The following is a 21,446-nucleotide window of genomic DNA, read 5'->3' as shown; positions in this document are numbered from 1 at the left end:
TCTGTTTTATATTTAGTTTTCAGTTATTTATCAAGCAATGCTCTTGTTTGTTCAGTCCTGTATTTCATCCTGATGCGCCACAAGAGCTCATTGGCCGAAACTGTTTTGATATCATCGATCAACATCTTGCTAGCAGTTTCTACCGGATTGAAGCCTACAGCTGGTTTTTCTACTACTTTACTCGATTTCGAAAAATTAGACCATGCATGTACTATTGTCCATGACAGGCTGTTTTCGCTTTTTTCTTTATTTTCTTTTGCGGCTGTCACATCCCTATTGATAAGTGATGCAATAAACTCTGGCGTTCCGGCTCGAGGACGATGTTTGTTGACTTCATCCCAAATACTGTAACGAGATGTAACGACCGGAATGTCGATTCCTCTTCTATTCTTTTTCCAATAAATTTCTCCATCCAGTTCGTATGGGAAATACTGGACGGCCAGCATTCCTGTTATGTCTTCCATTTCTTCGGCGTATATCTGAAAAGCATCTTGGGCATCCTGTCCCGAAACATCACGACAGATGAATCCGAATATCTTTATATCCAGTTTTTTCAGATGGTAATTGATTCGTTTGGCAAATTCCCGTACCAGTTCCAGTCTGTTCGGCCTTTTCGATGCGAACAAATCCGGATACTGATAACCTCCGCCATATTCCAGATAGCTGAATTTATGTGTCTGAACTTCTGCTATGGAATTCCATGTAAACGGAGAAACAACAGACAGATTGATGGGGCATAGCGTCCATGTCAAGCCTACCTTATCTCTGTTTTGATTACCCAGATACAGTGGTGTTTCGAGGAATTTACCCATTGTCCACTGCATATTATCCCCATCACTCATTACGAATGTATGGAAAGAAGATTTGTCATTATAGTTAATCTGGTTCGGGCTTATTTCATTAGCCTTTTTCAGCGGAGCCTTTTCTCCAACAGAAGTGATGAAAGGCAAATTCCAGCACCAGTTAGTAGCAGAATTGTAATGTCCCCATTCAGCAATCAGGCTCGTAAAGTCGTATTCGTCGCCACATCCCCATCCCAGTATAGGAGAGAGAGGTTTTACCCATTCCAGTACAGGATTGATAATTTCCTTTTTGTCGGCATATAGCATCAGTTTATGCGCTATAGCATAATCACGAAGATTGGTCACGGTAGGGGGAATACTCAGCGCTGATGAATTATTCAGTTTATTCTTGTTCTTGTTGAAGCATTCTATCGGGTTTTCATAGCGGGCGTCTTTGAGCTGTTTCAGTCCGTGCTTTTTTGCTTCATCTGCAAGGCTTTCGTCTATCAATACTCCTTTTAGCAGAGATGCATATACTGTAGCTACATTAGACGAATAATCGATATCGGGATATGAACTGTAAGCATTTGGCCGTTGTTTATCCAATTTGTATAGAACATATCCTTTTATTACTTTTTTCTTTTTCAGGTAATCCAGCAGTCCCCATATATCCATATTGGTCACTGATTTTATCTGTAACGTTTTTATAGAATTATCATAGATATATTTATATGATAGATTGTCGATATCTATCCAGACCATTTCATCAAATTTGCCTTCGTTTACAGCTTGTGCGGCCAGTCCAGATAAAGATTCCAGTAACATTGCTTCGGCAACATTACTCGCAGGTTTGCAATGAATAAGTTTTTTGGGAGCTTTTTGTTCCGGCCAGCCATATCTTCCATCGTACTCCCAGGCAGCCAATATATTAGGCAACAAGACTAAAGCTATAACTATAATAATTTTAGGTATTTTCATCTTTACTTATTTTTTTGATGGGCATTAAGATGAGGCTATTAGTTATGTTTGTCATTATGAACGAAGTGAGAAACTTTATCATGATAAATCGCCAACCTTTTATTAAACCAGTAATTCACTCCGTTCAATATGACAAATCTTCCTGTATAACCTCTTATCTTTTAGTAATATTCACTTAAATATTTATTTGTTTGTTCGGGTTCGTAATGCATTCTTACTCTCCATATTAACTCCTGAAGATTAACCACTTGGTAATCTTCACTCAACCGGCGGACGCACATTTCTGCTGCGGCAGCACCCCGTATTCCTCCCCCGGCTGCATTTTCTGCTATTTCATCTGTAGATTGTCCGGTGTCGGTGAAATCGCTCCATGCATGAATAATCACACTGGAAAATTTAGAATCGGATTGATTAAGACGATTTGCAACAAAGGTTGGTGTGCCATCTCTTTGTCTATTCTGAGCTCCCATGTTCCAGATAGAATAACAGACTGTGATGATTGGGATTTTATACCCTTCCTTATTTGTCACCCAAAGTATTTCGCCGCCAGCTTCGGCATAAGAAGGGGCGTACTGGATAGCTATTATTCCCTCCAGCTGATCGTTAGCATCCACAAATGCCTGGTATGCTTCCATCGATGCAGCAGATTTAGGATCGTGCGCTATTTGCTCTAATACCTTGATGCGGTGCTGGCGCATATGGTCTGCTACTTTCTTAGCTAGTCCCTCAAGCAATTCTTTCCGGTTGGCTGTTGTGCCAAAATCATCGGAATAATAATATCCGCCGCCAAAACTTTCCATCAGAGTAGACTTTTTACTTTGTTGGTTTATAATCCGTTCGAAGGAAAGTGGATCTATCATACTAATATTAGATGCGGTAACCCCAAAGCTCATTTTTACTTTGTCTACATTCGGATCATTGTAGTAGTTCTCTACAAAACCATTCATCATCCAGCCTGCATGTGGACCATCGGATAGGTAGAACGAAACAAATTTTTTATCTTTTTCAAAATCAATATCTTGTGGATTGACGACATGAGCGAGTAATGGTTGCTGCCTTTCTTTATAGTTGTAAGAAAAATACGGCAGGTTGAATTCGTGAATGGCAACCATCATATTACCACTTTTTGAAACAAGGTTTACAAATTCATCTTCTCCAACGCCTGGTTCCCAGCCATATACAGGAGAGTTTGGTTGCAACCATGCCAGTACTTCTTTAAAGAGTTCTGTATTCTGTCCCTTGCTACTTGTACCATATTGCTTGTTCAGATTTATGACAAATAATCCGTTCGCGATGGCAAAGTCGGCTAATTCTCCTGTTTGGGCTGGTATAACGGCTAAAGCCCTGTTATTACATTTATCCTTAAATTCGCGCCAAGAGTCTGCTGTAGTCTTGGTTCGGGCATCATATACCATCTGGAAGCCATTCGTATCGAAAAATGCTTTATCCCTATCATCTACTATGATGGCTTTATGTACATGTGCAGCCACTATAGCTACATTGCTGCTTTCCGGATTGTTTCTCACGTCTGTCAATACATAATTTCGTCCCAATGCGTCCATTACTCCGCCATCAAGTGGTAGAAATCCCGGATTGGTAAGCATATTGCCGGCCCATACAATAAAGCTTGGCCCAGCCATACCCAGATATCTGCGGGCGTCTTTGTATGCTGTAACGGTGTTAGCTGCATCCATCCACATTCCGCAATATACACTTCCGTTAGAGACTGCTATATCATTTATTCCATTTAGCGATTGACACAGTAAATGATATTGCAATCCGAAACCTGATCCGGCATTGATATCCCCGCCCGGAATATCTGTTTCGTTCCGGTTGCCTAAAGAAGTAGCATATAATTCATAGTGCATCGTCGGCATTTTTTTCATCATATCGGGATGCCAGTATTGCCCCTGATCGCTGATCGGGTCATATTGATTGAGATAATACTTTGGTTTCGGATCGTCTTTGCCCGAATTTACCCGCCCGTCATCCAGTGGAGAATCATATTTCCTGTCGCAACCGGCAAGCAAGAAACATAAGGCTGATAGAATATATATTAATTTACGCATAATATACTTTTTTAAAGTTTCTAGTTGTTATATCCTTTATTTTGGTCGAGACCTTTCAGTTTTATCCTTTCATCGTAAGGAATAGGGCGAACCAAGTGTATATCGGAAAGATTGTCATAGCGAATCACCAACGGATTTAGTTTTGCACGAGTAAGCAGCGTGCCGGTCCGTTTCAGGTCGAACCATCTGTCGTGCTCTCCGAACAATTCGCATCCCCTTTCTTCCAGAAGGCGATCAAGTGTGAGTGCCGATGCAGACTGAATCTTCATTATTTCATAATTTTCGTCTGTTCCTGCTGCTCTTTTTATAATCTGATTCACCTTTTCCAGAGCTTCACCACTTTTTCCGTTTTTCAGATATGCTTCGGCACACAACAGATATGTGTCTGCCATACGGAAGACTACATCTTCGCGTGTTCCTTTTCCACCCCAGTCTATTCTTGTTTCCTTAAATTTCTGGCACATAGGCATACAGTCGGTACTCCAGCCCATTGCTCCGAATGCAGGATACCAGTTGTATGTGCCATCACTTTTCTTGAAAGGATAGTAATATGTTGATCCTTTATCGTCATTCGAAGTATCGTTCCATAATGGCATATAGATGCCTGGTTTGCCATAGTTCTCGTGAGATGGGTCATTGATGTAGAACTCTCTTTTGAAGGTAACATCATAGCGAGTGTCGATATCCGGATTCCTATACCATTCGTGTACTATAGGGTTTACCCAGTAATACCGCTGCATGGCTGAATATTCTTTCTGATTAAGGGTAAACAGACCCGGATACAATGCTGTGAGATTGAATCCGAACTGGGAGTGCTGCGGATTACCTCCTCCGTTATAATTCTTATCATTGCCATACTGAATAGCCCAGATAATCTCATCGTTATTCTGATTGTCTTCGCTGAAAACATCAGCAAAGCGAGGCAATAGCCTATGATGATCGGATGATATTACTGATTCAAAATTGGATATCGCATTGGTCAGATCATCAGAAACTGTGTAATCGCGATAACTCCGGGTAAGATATAGCTTGCCTAAGAAATGACGCAATGCCGTATCAGATAATTTTCCGGCCTCGCTGGCAGCATTAGGAAGATTCCCTTTTACGTTCTCCAGTTCGGTTATCATAAAGCTGTAAATTGCCGATTCGTCTTCGCGGGTTACTTCTGTTATGACATTTTCCACATCAGTATTTTCTTCTACTAATAATGGCACTGGACCGAATGTTTCTACCAAATAATAATATGCCATGACTCGGAAGAATGTGGCTTCTGCAATCATTCTGTCGTAATTGCCTCCTGCAATCTCGGGAGTGCAACGGTTGAGTAGAATATTCGACTCTTGTACAACTTTATATAGTAGGTTCCAATAACCGCCAATAACGCCGGATAATCCGGACAGGTCTTTGTTATACCCGTCAAATTGGGCAGATGTAGGGCTCTCGTCACAAGCCATGTACATGTCCGTTCCAAAATATTGAAGGTTGCCTTCTCCAAAAACGCTTCTGTATCTTGAATAGAGATCGAGGATAAGTTTTTCCTGTCCTTCTTTCGTATCATAATAGTCAATTGTATTGGCCGACGGATTATATATATCGAGAAAATCGTTACATCCGGAAAAAGCAAGGGCAATAATCAACATGACGCATATACTTATTTTCTTTTTAATTAAGTTCATGATAAGCCAGATTAAAATTTAACATTTAGTCCAAATGTGAATGTCATAGGATACAGAGACAATTGCGTGTTGAGATTTTCTCCAATAATTTCCGGATCGGAACCGAGATAAGAACTGAATGTAAACGGATTCTGTACCGATACATAAGTGCGAAGTCCTTTTATTCCGGATTTTCTCAGAAGCTTGTCGCTAAATGTATATCCTAATGTGATATTCTGTATTTTCAGGAATGTGCCTTTTGTCTGGGAAAGTACCTGAGTCCAAAGGGATTCAAGACCTATCCCCGGATATTTATTGTTTCCGTTTTCTGCTGTCCAATAAGAGACATCAAGTTTGTTCCAGTCCTGATTATTCAGCCCAAGGAAGTAGAAGGTGAAAGCATCGTTGTACAAGCCTCCTACACGGGAATACATGTAGACAGACATATCCCAGTTCTTATAAGTGAATGTATTGGTCATACCTGCCGTCCAGTCGGGCGTTGGCGCTCCTAATATTTTATAGTCGTTGGCATCTATGACACCATTTTGGTCCTGATCTACAATTTTTATCCACCCTGGAGCAGAATTGTACTTCTCGGCTTCTTCCTTTTCATGCTCCTGCCAGATACCTGCCTGTTCCACATCATAGTAAACATTTATAGGATGCCCTATAAAACGTCTGTTGGCCAGGTCATCGGTTTTTGTCCCATCAAGATCGACAATCTTATTTTTATTCAGGGAGAAGGTCAGATTTGTGGTCCACGAGAAATCTTTTGTAACTATATTCTGGGAATTGATCGTAAACTCCACCCCTTTATTTGATGTACTTCCGATGTTTTCCAATATACTACTATATCCATTGACGTTGGCTACCTGTTTCTGGAAAATGAGGTCTTTTGTCTTTCTGAAATATACATCTACGGCACCATTTATCCGTCCATTTAAGAAACCGAAGTCTACCCCGTAATTCCATTCCGATGTCATCTCCCATTTCAGATTTTTGTTGCCAAGAGAACCTCCTACTCCAAATCCTTTAACCCCAGAGGCACCAAACGAATATGTACTCATATTCAGACGGGTTAGCGTTACGTCATGCCCTACGCTGTTATTTCCGGTTTTACCCCAGCTTGCACGCAGTTTTAGTCCGCTTATCCAATCTACATCTTTCAGAAAATCTTCGTTTTTCATTTGCCAGCCTATTGCAGCAGAGGGGAGTAGTCCCCAGCGATTTTCTTTTGCCAGGCGAGAGGTACCATCGTAGCGAGCAGTTGCGGTGAACATATATTTATCCATCAACACATAATTGACGCGTCCCATAAACGAAACCATAGCCGATTCCCAGTAATTGCTGTTAACGTTCACTATTTGCTCTGCAGTGTGTATAGCGTGCCAGTCTGAGTTGTAAGGCATGCCTTCTCCGGTCATACCCGAAGATTTATGAGTGTCTTGCTGCAAACTGAAGAGTCCTATCGCATTCAGTCTGTGCTTTCCTCCGAAAATCTTATCGTAGGTTATCGTATTGTCCCAAACCCAGTTCTGGTTGGTGCCTTCACTGCGTGAGGCAGTTGGCAATTTTACACCTTGCCCCGCCTGTGTATCCGTACCTGTCCATGTACCGTTTGTGGCGCCATCGTATTGCATCGCTATCTGGGTTTTCAGTGCTAAATCTTTAATCGGTTTGTATTCAAGAAAAGCAAGTGTATTGACAGCCCATCCGTCACTCTCATTTTTTGTATTCTCATCTTGCAGGAAAGGATTGACACGTCCTCCCGGCCTGTGAGAAAATGTAGGGGAACCATCAAGGTTAAAGCGACCTACAATAGGAGTGATGAGGTAGGCATTGAGCAAGGCATCGGAACTACCGTGATTGATCGTATTGAATGATATATACGCATTCATACCCATCCGTAGTTTATCTCCCAGTCTTTGTTCAATGCCAATATTAGATGTTATGCGTGAGAATTTTTCCGATCCGGCAATCCCTTCATCAAGCATGTAGCCCAATCCGAATGTGTAAGATGTATTTTTTGAGCCTCCGGTTGCTGTTATTGTATGATTGGTGATCAGCGCATCTTTTGCAAATTCTCTCAACCAGTCATAGTATTCGCTGTGCTTAATATGCCTTCTTTCATCATCGGTGAGAAATGCCGGAGTAGATAGGGACGACTGTCCGAATTTGTTTGTCCATTGCTGTATTCTGAAATTCACATACTCCATTCCGTTACCTTCGCTACCAAGCATATCGGGCATGTGTGTAGGAGTCTTTAGGCCAACGCTACCTTTGTATTCGATATTGAAACCTTCGGTTCTTGTGGCTCCTTTTGTGGTAACAATCACAACTCCGTTTGACCCTCTGGAACCATAGATGGCACACGAAGATGCATCTTTAAGTACATCAATAGACTCTATATCCTCAGGATTCAATGTGCGGAGTCCCGACTGGGACGGAACACCGTCGATTACATAGAGAGGTTCGTTGGAATAATTAAAAGAATTCTGTCCCCTTATCTGGATGCTCATATCGGCCCCCGGACGATTTGAAGCTTTGGTGACAAGAACCCCGCTCACACGACCATTGAGGGCTTCGGATACATTCACAGCCATGGCCTTGGATATATCTTTACTCGACAGGGTCTGGGCCGAACCGGTCATGTCTTTCTTCAAAACGGTACCATAACCTAATACTACAACATCCTGAAGTTGAAGCTCGTTCTCATGCATTTTTATCTCCAGAAAATTTCTGGATTTGATCTGGAGCGTTTGAGTTTCAAATCCTATGTAAGTGCATACTATCGTTTGCCCCATACTGACAGCCAACTCAAAGTTTCCGTCAGCATCAGTAGCTACTCCTTTTGTGGTTCCTTGTATAGAAATATTTACCCCTGGGAGTGTACTATCATTACTGTCAACCACACGCCCCTTTAAGAGAAATGCGTTGCTTTGGGCATTTATATTACCTATCGAAAGTAGAATCATTGCAATAAGTAATACGTGCCTGTGTGTTAAATTTCTGACTAACAATCTCATAAAAATAGTGTTATAAAGTTCAGCTTCTCTGAAGCCTATTCATGGTATGAATCGTATTATATTAGCATGTCTTAATTCAGCGCTTTCCATTTGTATATGCCTACAAGTTTGGCAGAATGTCTTCCTGTTTTGTCAGGAATGGCTTCGTCATTTTCCGGCTTTTCGGTGAAATCCCATGCACAGGATAGTCCGTTTTCTGTTCCATCAACATCGGTATTCATCAACTGTTTAATATCACTTTCCGATTTTGCAACATTCCATATGCGGAATTTTTTCATATAACCACTTATACAACGACTCTTGTCTTTTGGCTCAACAAACGCCCACATGCGCATATCATCGGCACTATTAACTACCATGTTGGCGGTCAGATTTGTGCTCGACTTTAGTTCTCCGTTGATATATAACAACAGTTTCTTGCTGCCGGAATCATGAACGGCTGCGACATGGAACCATTCGCCATAGTTAGTTGGAGCAGGGGTGCTTATGGTAGGTAGGGTCAGATCCGGATTAGAATCGTCGGTGCCTATGCTAAAGCGCAATAAGGAGTTGCTCACCCCCCAGTAATGTAGTGTCCATCCTTTGTATGGAATAGGACTGATAAATGTTGATATAAATGAGCCGAAAGCAAATTCAATATACCCCTCATCATATTTGGCCCAGGTTTCCACTGTAAAATAAGGTCCTCCACAGAATTCGGCTGAGGATCCAAAGTCAATATATCCTTTCGAATCAATACCGTTTACAAATATCTCTGCTGGTGTGCCTACCGGCAAAGTAAATATCCGTGCGTCATCGAAAAGTTTTATTGCTTTTTGAACAGCAAGTACGTAATTTTCGACTTCAAATTGTAGAATAAGATCTCCGGCCTTGGCTCTGGATATACCTGCATTAAGGTTTTCCAAAGCTTCTTCCAGAGATTTGTAGCTTTCCTGAGGATAAGTCCCATCAACAATACCGACGATGGCCGTGTCAAGACGGTTCTGTATCTCGGTACGCAAGGAGAACAATTCCTCGTAATCCAATTCTCCATGTCCGTCTGACTTATTGTCATCGCAGGATACATAAAGTATCGGCAGACATATTAAAAAATAGATAAGGTGTTTTTTCATCTTGTTTCATTTTAGTAATTAGATATTATAGTATATGTAGCACCATCGTTTTTTTACTTTTTTATTTAACCGGTTAAATAATGAAATAAAATGATTAAGGCAATGATTTTTATAGCTGGGCATCAACTATATTTTAACCGATTAAACTTTGATGGGCTTATAAATTTATTAGTTTATTATTTAGTATTAAGTGTTTGGGGGGCAAAGTCCTCTGTTTAATATTATCCAATAGCATGTCTATAGATCTCTGTCCAATATCGTCGATAGGCATACGAGCGATGAGCATTTCAGGAGCTAAAATATCAAGGGCTTGAGTTTCATGAAAGCAAGCCAGAATAAATTTGTTTCTATAGTCGATCCTTTTATCTAAAAAATAGCGTATGGCCTCCAATGCCAGATAGTGCGTTGCAAAATAAAATCCATCCACATCGGGATGTTTTTTGAATAGTTTATCTAGTTGTTTTATTGTATCATTTGTATAATCGTCTCGCTGAATCTGAAGTATCAGATCTTCATCATTGGCAGCATTTGCCTTTTCTACGGCGGTTTTATATCCTTTCATCCGTAGATTCATTACCAGTAGATGGGTGTCGGAAGTTAATAATGCAATTTTTCTGCATTTCTTCCTAAGCATATGTGTCACTATCAAAAAACTGCTTTCCTCATTGTCAACTACTATGTAGTTGGTCTCCAGTGTCGGAAAATACCTGTCAATCAGCACAAACGGGAAGGAGTCTTTTTTTAGCTTTTTTATCTCAGCAATGCTATCCTTGGTTGGTGCAATGATTAATCCATCCACCTGTTTTGAGCGTAGTATTCTTATCAGGTCTATTTCGTGGGCACTGTTACCTTCCGAGCTGCAGATGGTCAGTAAATAGTTTCTCTTTCCGGCTTCGGTCTCTATGGCCTGAGCTATCTGGGCATAAAATGTATCTCCGATAAATGGTACAATCAGGCCAATAGTATTTGTTGTACCGAGCGACAAACTGCGAGCTAGTAAATTAGGCCGGTAATTGACTTTCCTTGCGTAATCTGTTACCAATTTTATGGTATCCTCGCTAAATCCTTTTTCGGTTCCTTTTCCTGAAAGAATCCAGGAAACGGTCGTCTTTGATAGATTTAGGGCTTCGGCAATGTCTTTCATTGAAATTAGCATAAAATCGTCTTTAACCGGTTAAACAATGCAAATATAGTTTTATTTTAATAAATAACAAATAAATAGCTCCTAAAAATAAAACTTTAACATTCTATAAAGTTGGTTCTTGACATTTTCCTATTTTCTACTCGTCATTATAATTAAAAAAGCTTATCGATTATAGTTCTCCATCATATATCCTACTATTCCCATCTATTATTGCGAAGAATGTAGATGGTTGGCTAATGATAAGTTTTTCGTTGAAATCAAAAATATTATCCATAGAAGCAATCCGTTGACCCGAAAAATCCGCTGAGCCCAAAAATCCACTTGAGCCATGATTTCACCTATAAAAGAAAAGAGGCTTACAACTTCTTGTAAGCCTCTCATTTTCAAGTAGCGGGACCGAGAATTGAACTCGGGACCTCATGATTATGAATCATGCGCTCTAACCATCTGAGCTATCCCGCCATTATCATGTTAGCGGGTGCAAAAATAGAAGATTATTTTTGATTAAGCAAGATTCTGAAAAGAAAATAATAAAAATAGTTATAAATAATATCGGAATCATCTCATATACAAAGGTTAACTTCCTAATAAAAATTAACAATGACATCTTTCGCCTCAATATTATTTTTTACATTCTTCTTTTTACTACTTTTGTACTCAATTTAGTAATTTGCGAATGCTAAGAATTAAGAGGTTATATACATTTATCATTCAGACATTCCTGCCCATCTTCATGATGACTTTTGGAATATGTCTGTTCATCGTATTGATGCAATTCCTCTGGAAATTTGTAGAAGACCTTGTTGGCAAAGGATTAGACAACATTGTCCTCGCAGAACTATTCCTGTATGCCCTGCTTAGCCTGATCCCTATGGCTTTGCCACTCGCCTTGCTCTTAGCGTCCCTTATGGCTTTCGGCAACTTAGGCGAGCGCCTTGAATTATTAGCAATTAAAGCATCCGGAGTTTCCCTGTTAAAAACCATGATGCCCCTCATTATATTTGTCTCATGTGTAGCGATAGGAGCTTTTTTCTTCCAAAATGAGGCAATGCCCCGCATTCAGGTTAAATTACGCTCCCTGATGATATCCATACGGCAAAAATCGCCCGAATTGGATATACCTGAAGGATCTTTTTATAACGGAATTACAAATTATAACCTTTACGTTAAGAAAAAGGACAAGGAGACCAGAATGCTAAAGGATGTCATGATATACGACACATCCGAAGGATTCGACAATATGTCCGTATTTGTCTGCGATTCTGCACTGATGAACGTTTCATCCGACAAAAGCTACCTCCTTCTCAACCTCTATTCAGGACAGCGCTTTGCCAACTTCCGCCAGTCAGGGCTCAGCGATGCCCGCCGCAATAACCAGTTTGTACCCTATGGCAGGGAAAACTTTAAAGAGAAAAAAATCATCATCCCGTTCAATACAGGTTTTGACAGGATGGACGAGTCCAATCTGGAAGGCACACAGATTTCAAAAAACATAGTACAACTAGGCAATTCCATTGACTCCCTCAATTCCCGCCTGGACAGTGTCAATATACACGACCGCAGGATTATAGGCAAATTTACATATCTGACATACAGGAATTCCGATACATATAAAAAAACTGGTCAAACACAGGAAAAGGATAAAGAACAACCTAAGCCCGAACAGACCAAAGCCGAAAAGCCTCCTATCAGAATAGATTTCGACTCCCTGTTGTCAACATATAGCAGAGACGAATTGTCCCGGTATGTCGGCACAGCTGCCAATGATGCAGAAAGCAGCAGGTTCAATATCATGGAGACAACACAAAAGATAAACCTGCAAAAAAACATACGGATGCATAAGATAGAATGGCACCGTAAATTTGTATTATCATTCGCTTGCCTTATATTCTTTTTCATTGGCGCGCCATTAGGCGCCATCATACGAAAGGGAGGACTGGGTATGCCGGTGGTGGTATCAGTTTTGCTTTTTATCGTTTACTACATTATCGACAATATAGGTTACAAAATGGCACGCGATGGCGTATGGGAAGTATGGCAGGGAATGTGGCTCAGCTCATTCGCATTATTCCCTCTCGGCGTTTTCCTGACCTATAAAGCCATGAATGACTCGGCTCTGTTCAACCCCGAAGCCTACGGAAACTTCTTCCGTAAGATATTAGGATTGAAGAAAAAGGTAATAAACGAAAACCAAACTACCGTTGACGTAAACACCGTCCCTGAGCTATCTACATTAAATGCCGACCCTGAATTGGTGGCTAGCCTGCAGAATATGAGCATAGACAACCTCAAGGATATAGTCAGAAACCATCAGCAATATGGCTATGGAGAAGATAAGCTGCAAGTAATATTAAGCGTACTCAAAGATAAGGGAGACGACCTTTTTGATATAAGAATAAAAAATATAGAATACGAGGAAGCTAAAAAAATATACCGGGCCACCATCAAAAATTTAAAAATAATGCTGACATTAAATATTGCTTCCTATATTATTTGGCCTTTGGTTCCGGTATTTTACTATTTCTATGCGAGAACATTCATTTGCTATTTTGACTTCTACCGGGCAATAGACCGTAAAACAAAAAAAGATACAGCAGGTATAATGATAGTGTCGTTGGTCTTCTCGTTTATAGTCTATACACATATAAAAAATAGGATGAGAGAAGATATGGAAAGCATTAAATGGTAAAAAGATTTCAACATGGATAAAATAAAATTAGACACCGTAGAAGAAGCAATCAACGAAATTAGAAAAGGTAATTTCATTATTGTAGTTGACGATGAAGATCGTGAAAATGAAGGCGATTTAATTATTGCAGCAGAGGCCATTACTCCGGAGAAAGTAAATTTCATGGAAACCCATGCCAGAGGGCTTATCTGTACCCCCTTAACATCCGAACGCTGCGAGGAATTGGATTTGCCGATGATGGTAACTCGCAATACATCAACACATTCCACACCCTTTACCGTATCAATAGACTTACTGAAAAACGGTGTAACAACAGGAATATCCGCCTATGACAGGGCGCAGACAATATTAGCCCTCACCAAGAAAGAAACCAAACCAGAAGATTTCGGGCGTCCGGGGCACATATTCCCCTTACGAGCCAAGGACAAAGGCGTGTTAAGCCGCCTGGGGCATACCGAAGCTGCCGTAGATATGGCACGATTGGCAGGAATGTACCCCGCCGGCGTTCTCATCGAAATAAAAAGAGAAGACGGCGAAATGGCACGTCTGCCTGAATTGAGAAAGATGGCCGACGACTACGACTTAAAACTTATTTCGGTAGCCGACCTGGTTCGCTACCGCCTCGAAAGGGAATCACTGATAGAAGAAGGCGTTGAAGTGAAAATGCCGACAGTTTACGGCGACTTTCGTCTGATACCGTTCAAACAAAAATCCACAGGGCTGGAGCATATCGCCTTAATTAAGGGATCCTGGGAAGAAGACGAACCTATCCTTGTACGTGTTCACTCTTCGTGTATGACAGGAGATATATTCGGTTCGAAACGTTGCGAGTGTGGCGAACAGCTTCACAAGTCGATGGAAATGATACAAAAAGAAGGAAAAGGCGTCATCGTATACCTCAATCAGGAAGGCAGGGGAATCGGTCTTATGGCTAAAATGGAAGCATATAAATTACAGGAAGAAGGCTACGACACGGTAGACGCGAATCTGCATCTCGGGTTCCGCGCCGATGAGCGCGACTATGGTGTTGGTGCCGCAATACTCCGCGACCTGAATGTCAGCAAGATGCGACTACTGACCAACAACCCTGTGAAACGAAAAGGATTGGAATCATTCGGGCTCACAGTGGTAGAAAATGTACCTATCGAAATTACGCCAAATAAATATAACGAATTCTATATGCATACCAAGAAAGAGCGTATGGGACACGATTTGCATAATGTAGACTAAATAAATGGCGAAAACGGAAATTGAGAAGAAGTTTGACTATTTGGTGTCAAAAATAATTTGGCCGCACTTCAAAACTCTGGGTTATAAAAAATCCGGTAATAATTTCCGTTTTTACAATGAAGAAGGATTGGGCAAAATAGTAAATTTCCAGAAAAGTGTCTATTATGATAAACAACATATACACTTTACTATAAATCTGGGAATATATTCTATGGAAATAGATAAATACTGGTCATCCCGCCAACTAGGTCCCAAATTCTTAGAATATAATTGCCCAATAAGGATCAGGATAGGTCGCTTATTAGAAGACAGGGATATTTGGTTCGACCTGACAAATAACATTGAAGAAGCTAAACTTTATTCCAAAATTGAAAATATTTTTATAAAAAATATACTTCCTTATCTTGCTAAATTCCAATCGCAAGAAGATATATTCAAAGCGTTGCTAAATAAAATAGATCTCTACCCATACGAAATAAAAGCTTTATTTTATAATGGTTACAAAAAGAGGGCATTGGAAGAGTTGGAAAAAGAAATAAAAAGAGCAAAAGAAACCGGCAATAACGGTTACCTTGAGAATCTCATTAAACTGGAAAAAGAACTGGAACTTAAAGAATAACAATCTAAAATAAAATCTGAAACAATGTCACAAGTATCAGCACGCATAGCAAACCTTGCAATATCGGAAACCCTGGCGATGTCGCAAAAAAGCAATGAACTGAAAGCTCAGGGTATCAATGTTATAAACCTCAGTGTAGGAGAACCGGACTTCCACACGCCGGATCATATCAAAGAAGCCGCCAAGAAAGCGATTGATGAGAACTATTCATTATATACACCCGTTCCGGGTTACCTTTCGCTACGGCAAGCCGTATGTAAAAAACTGGAATCGGAAAACGGGCTGCAATACAAACCGGAGCAGATCATTTGCTCAAACGGAGCTAAACAGGCCGTATGCAACGCTATACTGAGTGTAGTAAATCCCGGGGAACAGGTAATTATACCTGCACCGTGCTGGGTAAGCTATATAGAAATGGTAAAACTGGCTGAAGGTGAAAGCTATATAATACATACCGGCATCGAACAGGACTTTAAAATAACGCCGGCCGAACTGGAAGCCGCTATCAACCCGAAGACAAGAGCCATAATCCTGTGCTCCCCATCCAATCCTACAGGAAGCATATACAGTAAAGCCGAACTAAAGGCACTGGCTGATGTACTGGCCAAATATCCGAATATAATCATCATAGCGGACGAAATATACGAACATATCAACTATACAGGTAAGCACGAAAGTATAGCCCAGTTCGAAAATGTAAGGGAACGTGTAGTAATAGTAAACGGAGTATCTAAAGCCTACGCAATGACAGGATGGCGTCTGGGATGGATGGCCGCTCCTCAATGGCTTGCCGCTGCCTGCAACAAACTGCAGGGACAATATACATCCGGAGCATCTTCTATCTCCCAGAAAGCTGCAGAAGCAGCATATTACGGAGACCAGCAATGTGTGGAAGATATGCGTAAAGCCTTTATGCGCCGCCGCGACCTGATAGTAAAATTAGCCTTCGAAATAGAAGGATTCAAAGTAAACAAGCCCGAAGGAGCATTCTACCTGTTCCCCGAGTGCAGTTATTATCTGGGTAAATCATACAATGGCAAGGTTATCAATACATCTGCCGATCTGGCAATGTTTCTTTTAGAAGAAGGACATGTGGCCTGTGTGGGAGGGCTTGCATTCGAAGCACCTAACTATATCCGTTTCTCTTACGCTACCTCTGACGAAAATATCATAGAAGCGATGCGCAGAGTGAAAGAAACACTGGCAAAGTTGAAATAACAGATTAGGAATAATATATTATGGAAGAGGGAACATTGGCTTATTCCCTCTTTTTATTTTAGCAATGTGTAAAAAAGAAAATTATTATCCATAAAAGCATCACAATATATCATTTTTATTTCTACCTTTGTACCTCAGATATTCACATGAGATATTTTGAGTATTTGAAAAAATGAGAAAGAAAAAAGTACAACATTTACTATTATAACTAAAAGGAACAGATATGACAGATATCCCGTTCCTTTTTTTTTATCTTTGTAAATAGCTTATTAATCATATATTTATATAAAAACAAAACATGTATTCAGACAAACCAGTTCAGCTAATTCTTGACGACGGAACAGTTTTCGAAGGGAAATCTTTCGGCTCTGAAACTGCAAAAGCCGGCGAAGTTGTGTTTAGTACCGCAATGGTAGGCTATACCGAAAGCCTTACCGACCCTTCTTATTTGGGGCAGATACTTGTTGTTACATTTCCCCTTGTAGGTAACTATGGTGTCCCTGATGATACATTTACCAATGGAGTATCAGACTTTTACGAATCGGAAAAAGTGCAAGTGAGCGGACTAATCGTATCCGATTATTCACATGAATATTCACACTGGAATGCGAAGAAGAGCCTTGGAGACTGGCTTAAAGAACATGATGTGCCGGGAATTTACGGAATAGATACCCGTGAACTTACCAAGATACTGCGCGAAAAGGGTTCGATGAAAGGTAAAATTGTTTTCAAAGATGCCAACGAAATAGATTTTTATGATCCGAATCTGGAAAATCAGGTAAAAAAAGCCTCTTGTAAAGAAGTACTTACGTACGGAAACGGGGAAAAGAAAGTACTCCTTGTCGACTGTGGTGTAAAACACAACATAATACGTAGTTTACTGAAAAGGAATGTAACAATTATACGTGTTCCGTGGGATTACGACTTCAACCAGCTGGAATGGGACGGGCTGTTTATCTCCAATGGCCCCGGAAATCCTGATTTCTGCGAAGAAACTGTAAAGAATATACATAAAGCGATGGAAGGCAATAAGCCTATTTGCGGGATATGCATGGGAAACCAGCTTTTGTCAAAGGCAGGCGGGGCAACCATCTATAAACTAAAATACGGACACCGCAGCCACAACCAGCCTGTAAAAATGGTCGATTCCACTAAATGTTTTATTACGTCGCAAAATCACGGATTTGCCGTTGCGAACGCTTCTCTGGGCGCAGACTGGGAGCCTTTGTTCATCAACCTGAACGATGGTACAAATGAAGGTATCAAACATAAGACTAAACCGTTCTTTTCGGCACAGTTCCATCCCGAAGCGGCCAGTGGACCTACTGACACAGGTTTCTTATTTGATTTATTTGTAGAAAAATTATAATCCAACTCATAAAAAGTAGATTAAATGGATATTAACATAGACGTAAAAAAAGTATTAGTCCTTGGTTCGGGAGCGCTAAAAATCGGAGAAGCCGGAGAATTTGATTACTCAGGCTCACAGGCTCTCAAAGCGCTGAAAGAGGAAGGAATCGAAACAGTACTTATCAATCCCAATATTGCAACAGTACAAACTTCGGAAGGAAGTGCCGACAAAATATATTTCTTACCAATCACTCCATACTTTGTAGAAAAGGTAATCCAAAAAGAAAAGCCGGATGGATTATTACTGGCCTTTGGAGGACAAACTGCGCTTAACTGCGGAGTACAGTTGTACCAAAGCGGTATACTTGAAAAATATAACCTCCGGGTACTGGGTACTCCGGTACAGGCGATAATGGATACCGAAGACCGGGAACTGTTTGTAAAGAAACTGGATCAGATTGATGTAAAGACAATCAAAAGCCATGCCGTAGGCACAATAGAAGACGCGGTAACAGCCGCCGATGAATTGGGTTACCCGATCATTATACGTGCAGCTTATGCGCTGGGTGGCCTTGGCTCAGGATTCTGTGACAACGAACAGGAATTACGCGCCCTTGCCGAAAAAGCATTCTCATACTCTACACAGATCCTTGTTGAAAAATCGCTCAAAGGCTGGAAGGAAATAGAATACGAAGTTGTGCGTGACAAATACGGCAACTGTATGACTGTTTGTAATATGGAAAACTTCGACCCGCTTGGAATCCATACAGGTGAAAGCATCGTAGTGGCGCCATCACAAACATTGACAAATGATGAATTCCATAAATTGCGCGAACTCTCAATCCGCATTGTAAAACACATCGGTATTGTAGGCGAATGTAACGTACAATTCGCTTTCGACACCGAATCGGAAGATTACCGCGTAATCGAAGTAAATGCCCGCTTGAGCCGTTCATCGGCACTGGCATCCAAGGCCACAGGTTACCCGTTGGCTTTCGTGGCCGCTAAACTTGGTTTGGGATACGGACTGTTCGAGCTTAAAAATTCGGTAACCAAGTCCACTTGCGCATTCTTCGAACCGGCACTCGACTATATAGTAGTGAAAATACCTCGTTGGGACTTAGGTAAATTTCATGGTGTATCTAAGGAGATTGGTTCCAGCATGAAGTCTGTAGGCGAGATTATGGCTATCGGACGTACATTCGAAGAAACCATACAGAAAGGGCTTCGTATGATAAACATCGGTATGCACGGATTTGCAGCCAATAAGCCTCTCGAAGTAGACGATCTGGATGAAGCATTGAAGAATCCGACAGATAAACGTATCTTCTGCATAGAAGAGGCCTTCAAAAGAGGCTATACTGTAGACCGGATATATGACCTTACAAAGATAGACCGCTGGTTCTTACAGAAACTTAAGTATATACATGAATGTTCGAAAGAACTTGAAAAATATGATGACATACAGTCTCTTCCGCTCGACTTGCTGCATACAGCGAAGAAAATGGGATTCTCCGACTTCCAGGTTGCTAAGATTGTATGCAAAGAACCAAGCCTGATAGAGACCATACAACACGATGTACGCCGTATCCGTAAAGAGAATGGAATCGTACCTTGTGTAAAACAGATAGATACACTTGCAGCGGAATATCCGGCACAGACCAACTACCTGTATATCACATACAATGGCAGGGAAAACGATGTGAAATATCTGGGCGACCACAAATCGGTTATCGTGCTCGGTTCGGGAGCATACCGCATCGGTTCTTCGGTAGAATTCGACTGGTGTTCGGTAAATGCCTTGCAAACTATACGTAAAGAAGGCTGGCGTTCGGTAATGATTAATTACAATCCCGAAACGGTTTCTACCGACTACGATATGTGCGACCGCCTCTACTTTGACGAACTGACCTACGAACGTGTAATGGACATCATCGAACTGGAAAACCCGCACGGGGTAATCCTTTCGGTAGGCGGACAGATACCAAACAACCTGGCAATGCGTCTGGATGCAGCTAAAGTAAACATACTGGGTACTACTGCGAAAAACATCGACAACGCCGAAGACCGTCACAAATTCTCCAGCATGCTCGACCGCATCGGCGTAGACCAGCCACGCTGGAAAGAATTGACTTCATTGCAGGATATTAAGGGTTTTGTAGACGAAGTAGGCTATCCGGTACTTATCCGTCCTTCTTACGTACTGTCGGGCGCCGCAATGAATGTTTGCTCAAACGATCAGGAGTTGGAAAACTTCCTCGGGCTGGCTGCCGAAGTATCTAAGAAGCATCCGGTAGTAGTAAGCGAATTCGTTGAAAACGCGAAAGAAATAGAAATAGACGCGGTTGCCAACAAAGGCGAAATAATAATGTACGCTATATCCGAACATGTAGAGTTTGCGGGTGTACACTCCGGAGACGCGACCATACAGTTTCCTGCGCAACGCCTGTATATAGAGACCGTTAGACGCATCAAGAAAGTAGCCCGCAAAGTAGCCGAAGAACTACAGATTTCGGGACCTTTCAACATGCAGTTCTTGGCAAGGGATAACGATATAAAGGTTATCGAATGTAACCTGCGGGCATCCCGTTCGTTCCCGTTTGTTTCGAAGGTACTGAAAATTAACTTCATAGACCTTGCTACACAAGTAATGCTAGGCAAGAAAGTTGAAAAACCGAACAAGAATGATTTCGACCTCGACTATGTAGGTATCAAGGCTTCGCAGTTCTCTTTCTCACGCCTGCAAAAAGCTGACCCTGTACTGGGTGTGGATATGGCTTCTACCGGAGAAGTAGGATGTATCGGGGATAACTTCTACGATGCCATGCTGAAATCGATGTTATCGGTGGGTTATAAAATACCGAAGAAAACAGTCTTGTTCTCTACCGGCCCTGCGAAGTCTAAAGTAGAATTGCTTCAGGCCGCCCGACTGTTACACCAGAAAGGGTATGAGTTGTATGCTACGGCTGGTTCACAGAAATTCCTTGTAGAAAACGGGATTCCCGCCACTCAGGTATTCTGGCCTAACGAAAACCAGCACCCGAATACACTGGAAATGATACATGACAAGAAAATCGACCTTGTTGTAAATATTCCTAAGAACTTTACAACAAGCGAATTGGACAACGGGTATAAGATCCGCCGTGCTGCAATCGATTTCAATGTGCCGTTACTTACTAATTCCCGTCTTGCTTCGGCTTTCATACAGGCATTTTGTAAGATGACCGTAGACGAAATAGAGATTAAAGCGTGGAATGAATACGACTGATCTCAATAAATGATAGAATAATCAAAAGCCTGGCAGGAAACTCTTTGTCAGGCTTTTCTACTTAGAAATATGTATTTTTTTGATTTAAAATTATCTAATAATGTCAATCAGTAGTTGATAAGTTAAGTGTTCTTTTATTTTTTACATAACGGCTATCCTAGGCTAAATACTTTAGCCGTAGCTCCCTGCTGCCGCGCCCTCCTGGGCTTGCCCTTCCTTTTGGCATTGCCCAAAAGGAAGCAAAAGGCTAGTGCTTTGTCCCTCGGCGACCCACCAACGGCTGGCCGGCTAAACGGGACGAAACTC

12 protein-coding genes and 1 tRNA gene are annotated in these 21,446 nt (G+C 41.3%); 6 read left to right on the top strand and 7 right to left on the bottom strand.

Annotated features, from left to right (window positions below):
* Nucleotides 1-23: 23 nt before the first annotated feature.
* The 7 genes from D0T84_RS10075 to D0T84_RS10045 all read right to left on the bottom strand — a co-directional run bounded on the left by D0T84_RS10075 (nt 24) and on the right by D0T84_RS10045 (nt 11,228).
* The gene (locus tag D0T84_RS10075; RefSeq protein WP_163307755.1) at nt 24-1,760 is read right to left on the bottom strand and encodes a GxGYxYP domain-containing protein; all 1,737 of its coding nucleotides are present in this window, start codon (nt 1,758-1,760) and stop codon (nt 24-26) included.
* Nucleotides 1,761-1,921: 161 nt separating this feature from the next.
* Nucleotides 1,922-3,829: a GxGYxYP domain-containing protein gene (locus D0T84_RS10070; RefSeq protein WP_163307754.1), complete on the bottom strand. Its 1,908-nt coding sequence runs from the start codon at nt 3,827-3,829 to the stop codon at nt 1,922-1,924.
* Nucleotides 3,830-3,849: 20 nt separating this feature from the next.
* Nucleotides 3,850-5,505: a RagB/SusD family nutrient uptake outer membrane protein gene (locus D0T84_RS10065; protein WP_163307753.1), complete on the bottom strand. Its 1,656-nt coding sequence runs from the start codon at nt 5,503-5,505 to the stop codon at nt 3,850-3,852.
* 11 nt (nt 5,506-5,516) lie between these two features.
* Nucleotides 5,517-8,510: a TonB-dependent receptor gene (locus D0T84_RS10060; RefSeq protein ID WP_163307752.1), complete on the bottom strand. Its 2,994-nt coding sequence runs from the start codon at nt 8,508-8,510 to the stop codon at nt 5,517-5,519.
* A gap of 71 nt (nt 8,511-8,581) precedes the next feature.
* Nucleotides 8,582-9,622 (bottom strand): LamG domain-containing protein, encoded by a 1,041-nt coding sequence (locus tag D0T84_RS10055; protein WP_163307751.1) that lies wholly within the window; start codon nt 9,620-9,622, stop codon nt 8,582-8,584.
* 157 nt (nt 9,623-9,779) lie between these two features.
* A complete protein-coding gene (locus D0T84_RS10050; protein WP_163307750.1) occupies nt 9,780-10,778 on the bottom strand; it encodes a LacI family DNA-binding transcriptional regulator in 999 nt (332 codons plus the stop codon).
* 376 nt (nt 10,779-11,154) lie between these two features.
* Nucleotides 11,155-11,228 (bottom strand) — tRNA-Met (locus D0T84_RS10045).
* A gap of 214 nt (nt 11,229-11,442) precedes the next feature.
* On the opposite strand from D0T84_RS10045, the gene D0T84_RS10040 reads away from it, so the two are divergent.
* The 6 genes from D0T84_RS10040 to carB all read left to right on the top strand — a co-directional run bounded on the left by D0T84_RS10040 (nt 11,443) and on the right by carB (nt 21,140).
* Nucleotides 11,443-13,455, top strand: a complete 2,013-nt coding sequence (locus D0T84_RS10040; RefSeq protein ID WP_163307749.1) for an LptF/LptG family permease — start codon at nt 11,443-11,445, stop codon at nt 13,453-13,455.
* Between the two features lie 12 nt (nt 13,456-13,467).
* A complete protein-coding gene (locus D0T84_RS10035; protein ID WP_163307748.1) occupies nt 13,468-14,685 on the top strand; it encodes a bifunctional 3,4-dihydroxy-2-butanone-4-phosphate synthase/GTP cyclohydrolase II in 1,218 nt (405 codons plus the stop codon).
* 4 nt (nt 14,686-14,689) lie between these two features.
* Complete coding sequence (locus tag D0T84_RS10030; protein WP_163307747.1) at nt 14,690-15,304, top strand: DUF4304 domain-containing protein; 615 nt, start codon at nt 14,690-14,692, stop codon at nt 15,302-15,304.
* Between the two features lie 24 nt (nt 15,305-15,328).
* On the top strand, nt 15,329-16,522 hold the full coding sequence (locus tag D0T84_RS10025; protein WP_163307746.1) for a pyridoxal phosphate-dependent aminotransferase: 1,194 nt from the start codon (nt 15,329-15,331) through the stop codon (nt 16,520-16,522).
* 298 nt (nt 16,523-16,820) lie between these two features.
* Nucleotides 16,821-17,891 (top strand): glutamine-hydrolyzing carbamoyl-phosphate synthase small subunit, encoded by a 1,071-nt coding sequence (gene carA / locus D0T84_RS22920; protein ID WP_255495299.1) that lies wholly within the window; start codon nt 16,821-16,823, stop codon nt 17,889-17,891.
* Between the two features lie 24 nt (nt 17,892-17,915).
* A complete protein-coding gene (carB, locus tag D0T84_RS10020) occupies nt 17,916-21,140 on the top strand; it encodes a carbamoyl-phosphate synthase (glutamine-hydrolyzing) large subunit (protein WP_255495298.1) in 3,225 nt (1,074 codons plus the stop codon).
* The last annotated feature ends 306 nt before the right edge of the window (nt 21,141-21,446 follow it).

This window comes from Dysgonomonas sp. 521, assembly GCF_010501055.1.
In the GTDB taxonomy this organism is placed as follows: Bacteria; Bacteroidota; Bacteroidia; order Bacteroidales; family Dysgonomonadaceae; genus Dysgonomonas.
The sequence above is the reverse complement of the archived record's forward strand: the minus strand, read 5'-3'. Positions and strand labels throughout refer to the sequence as shown.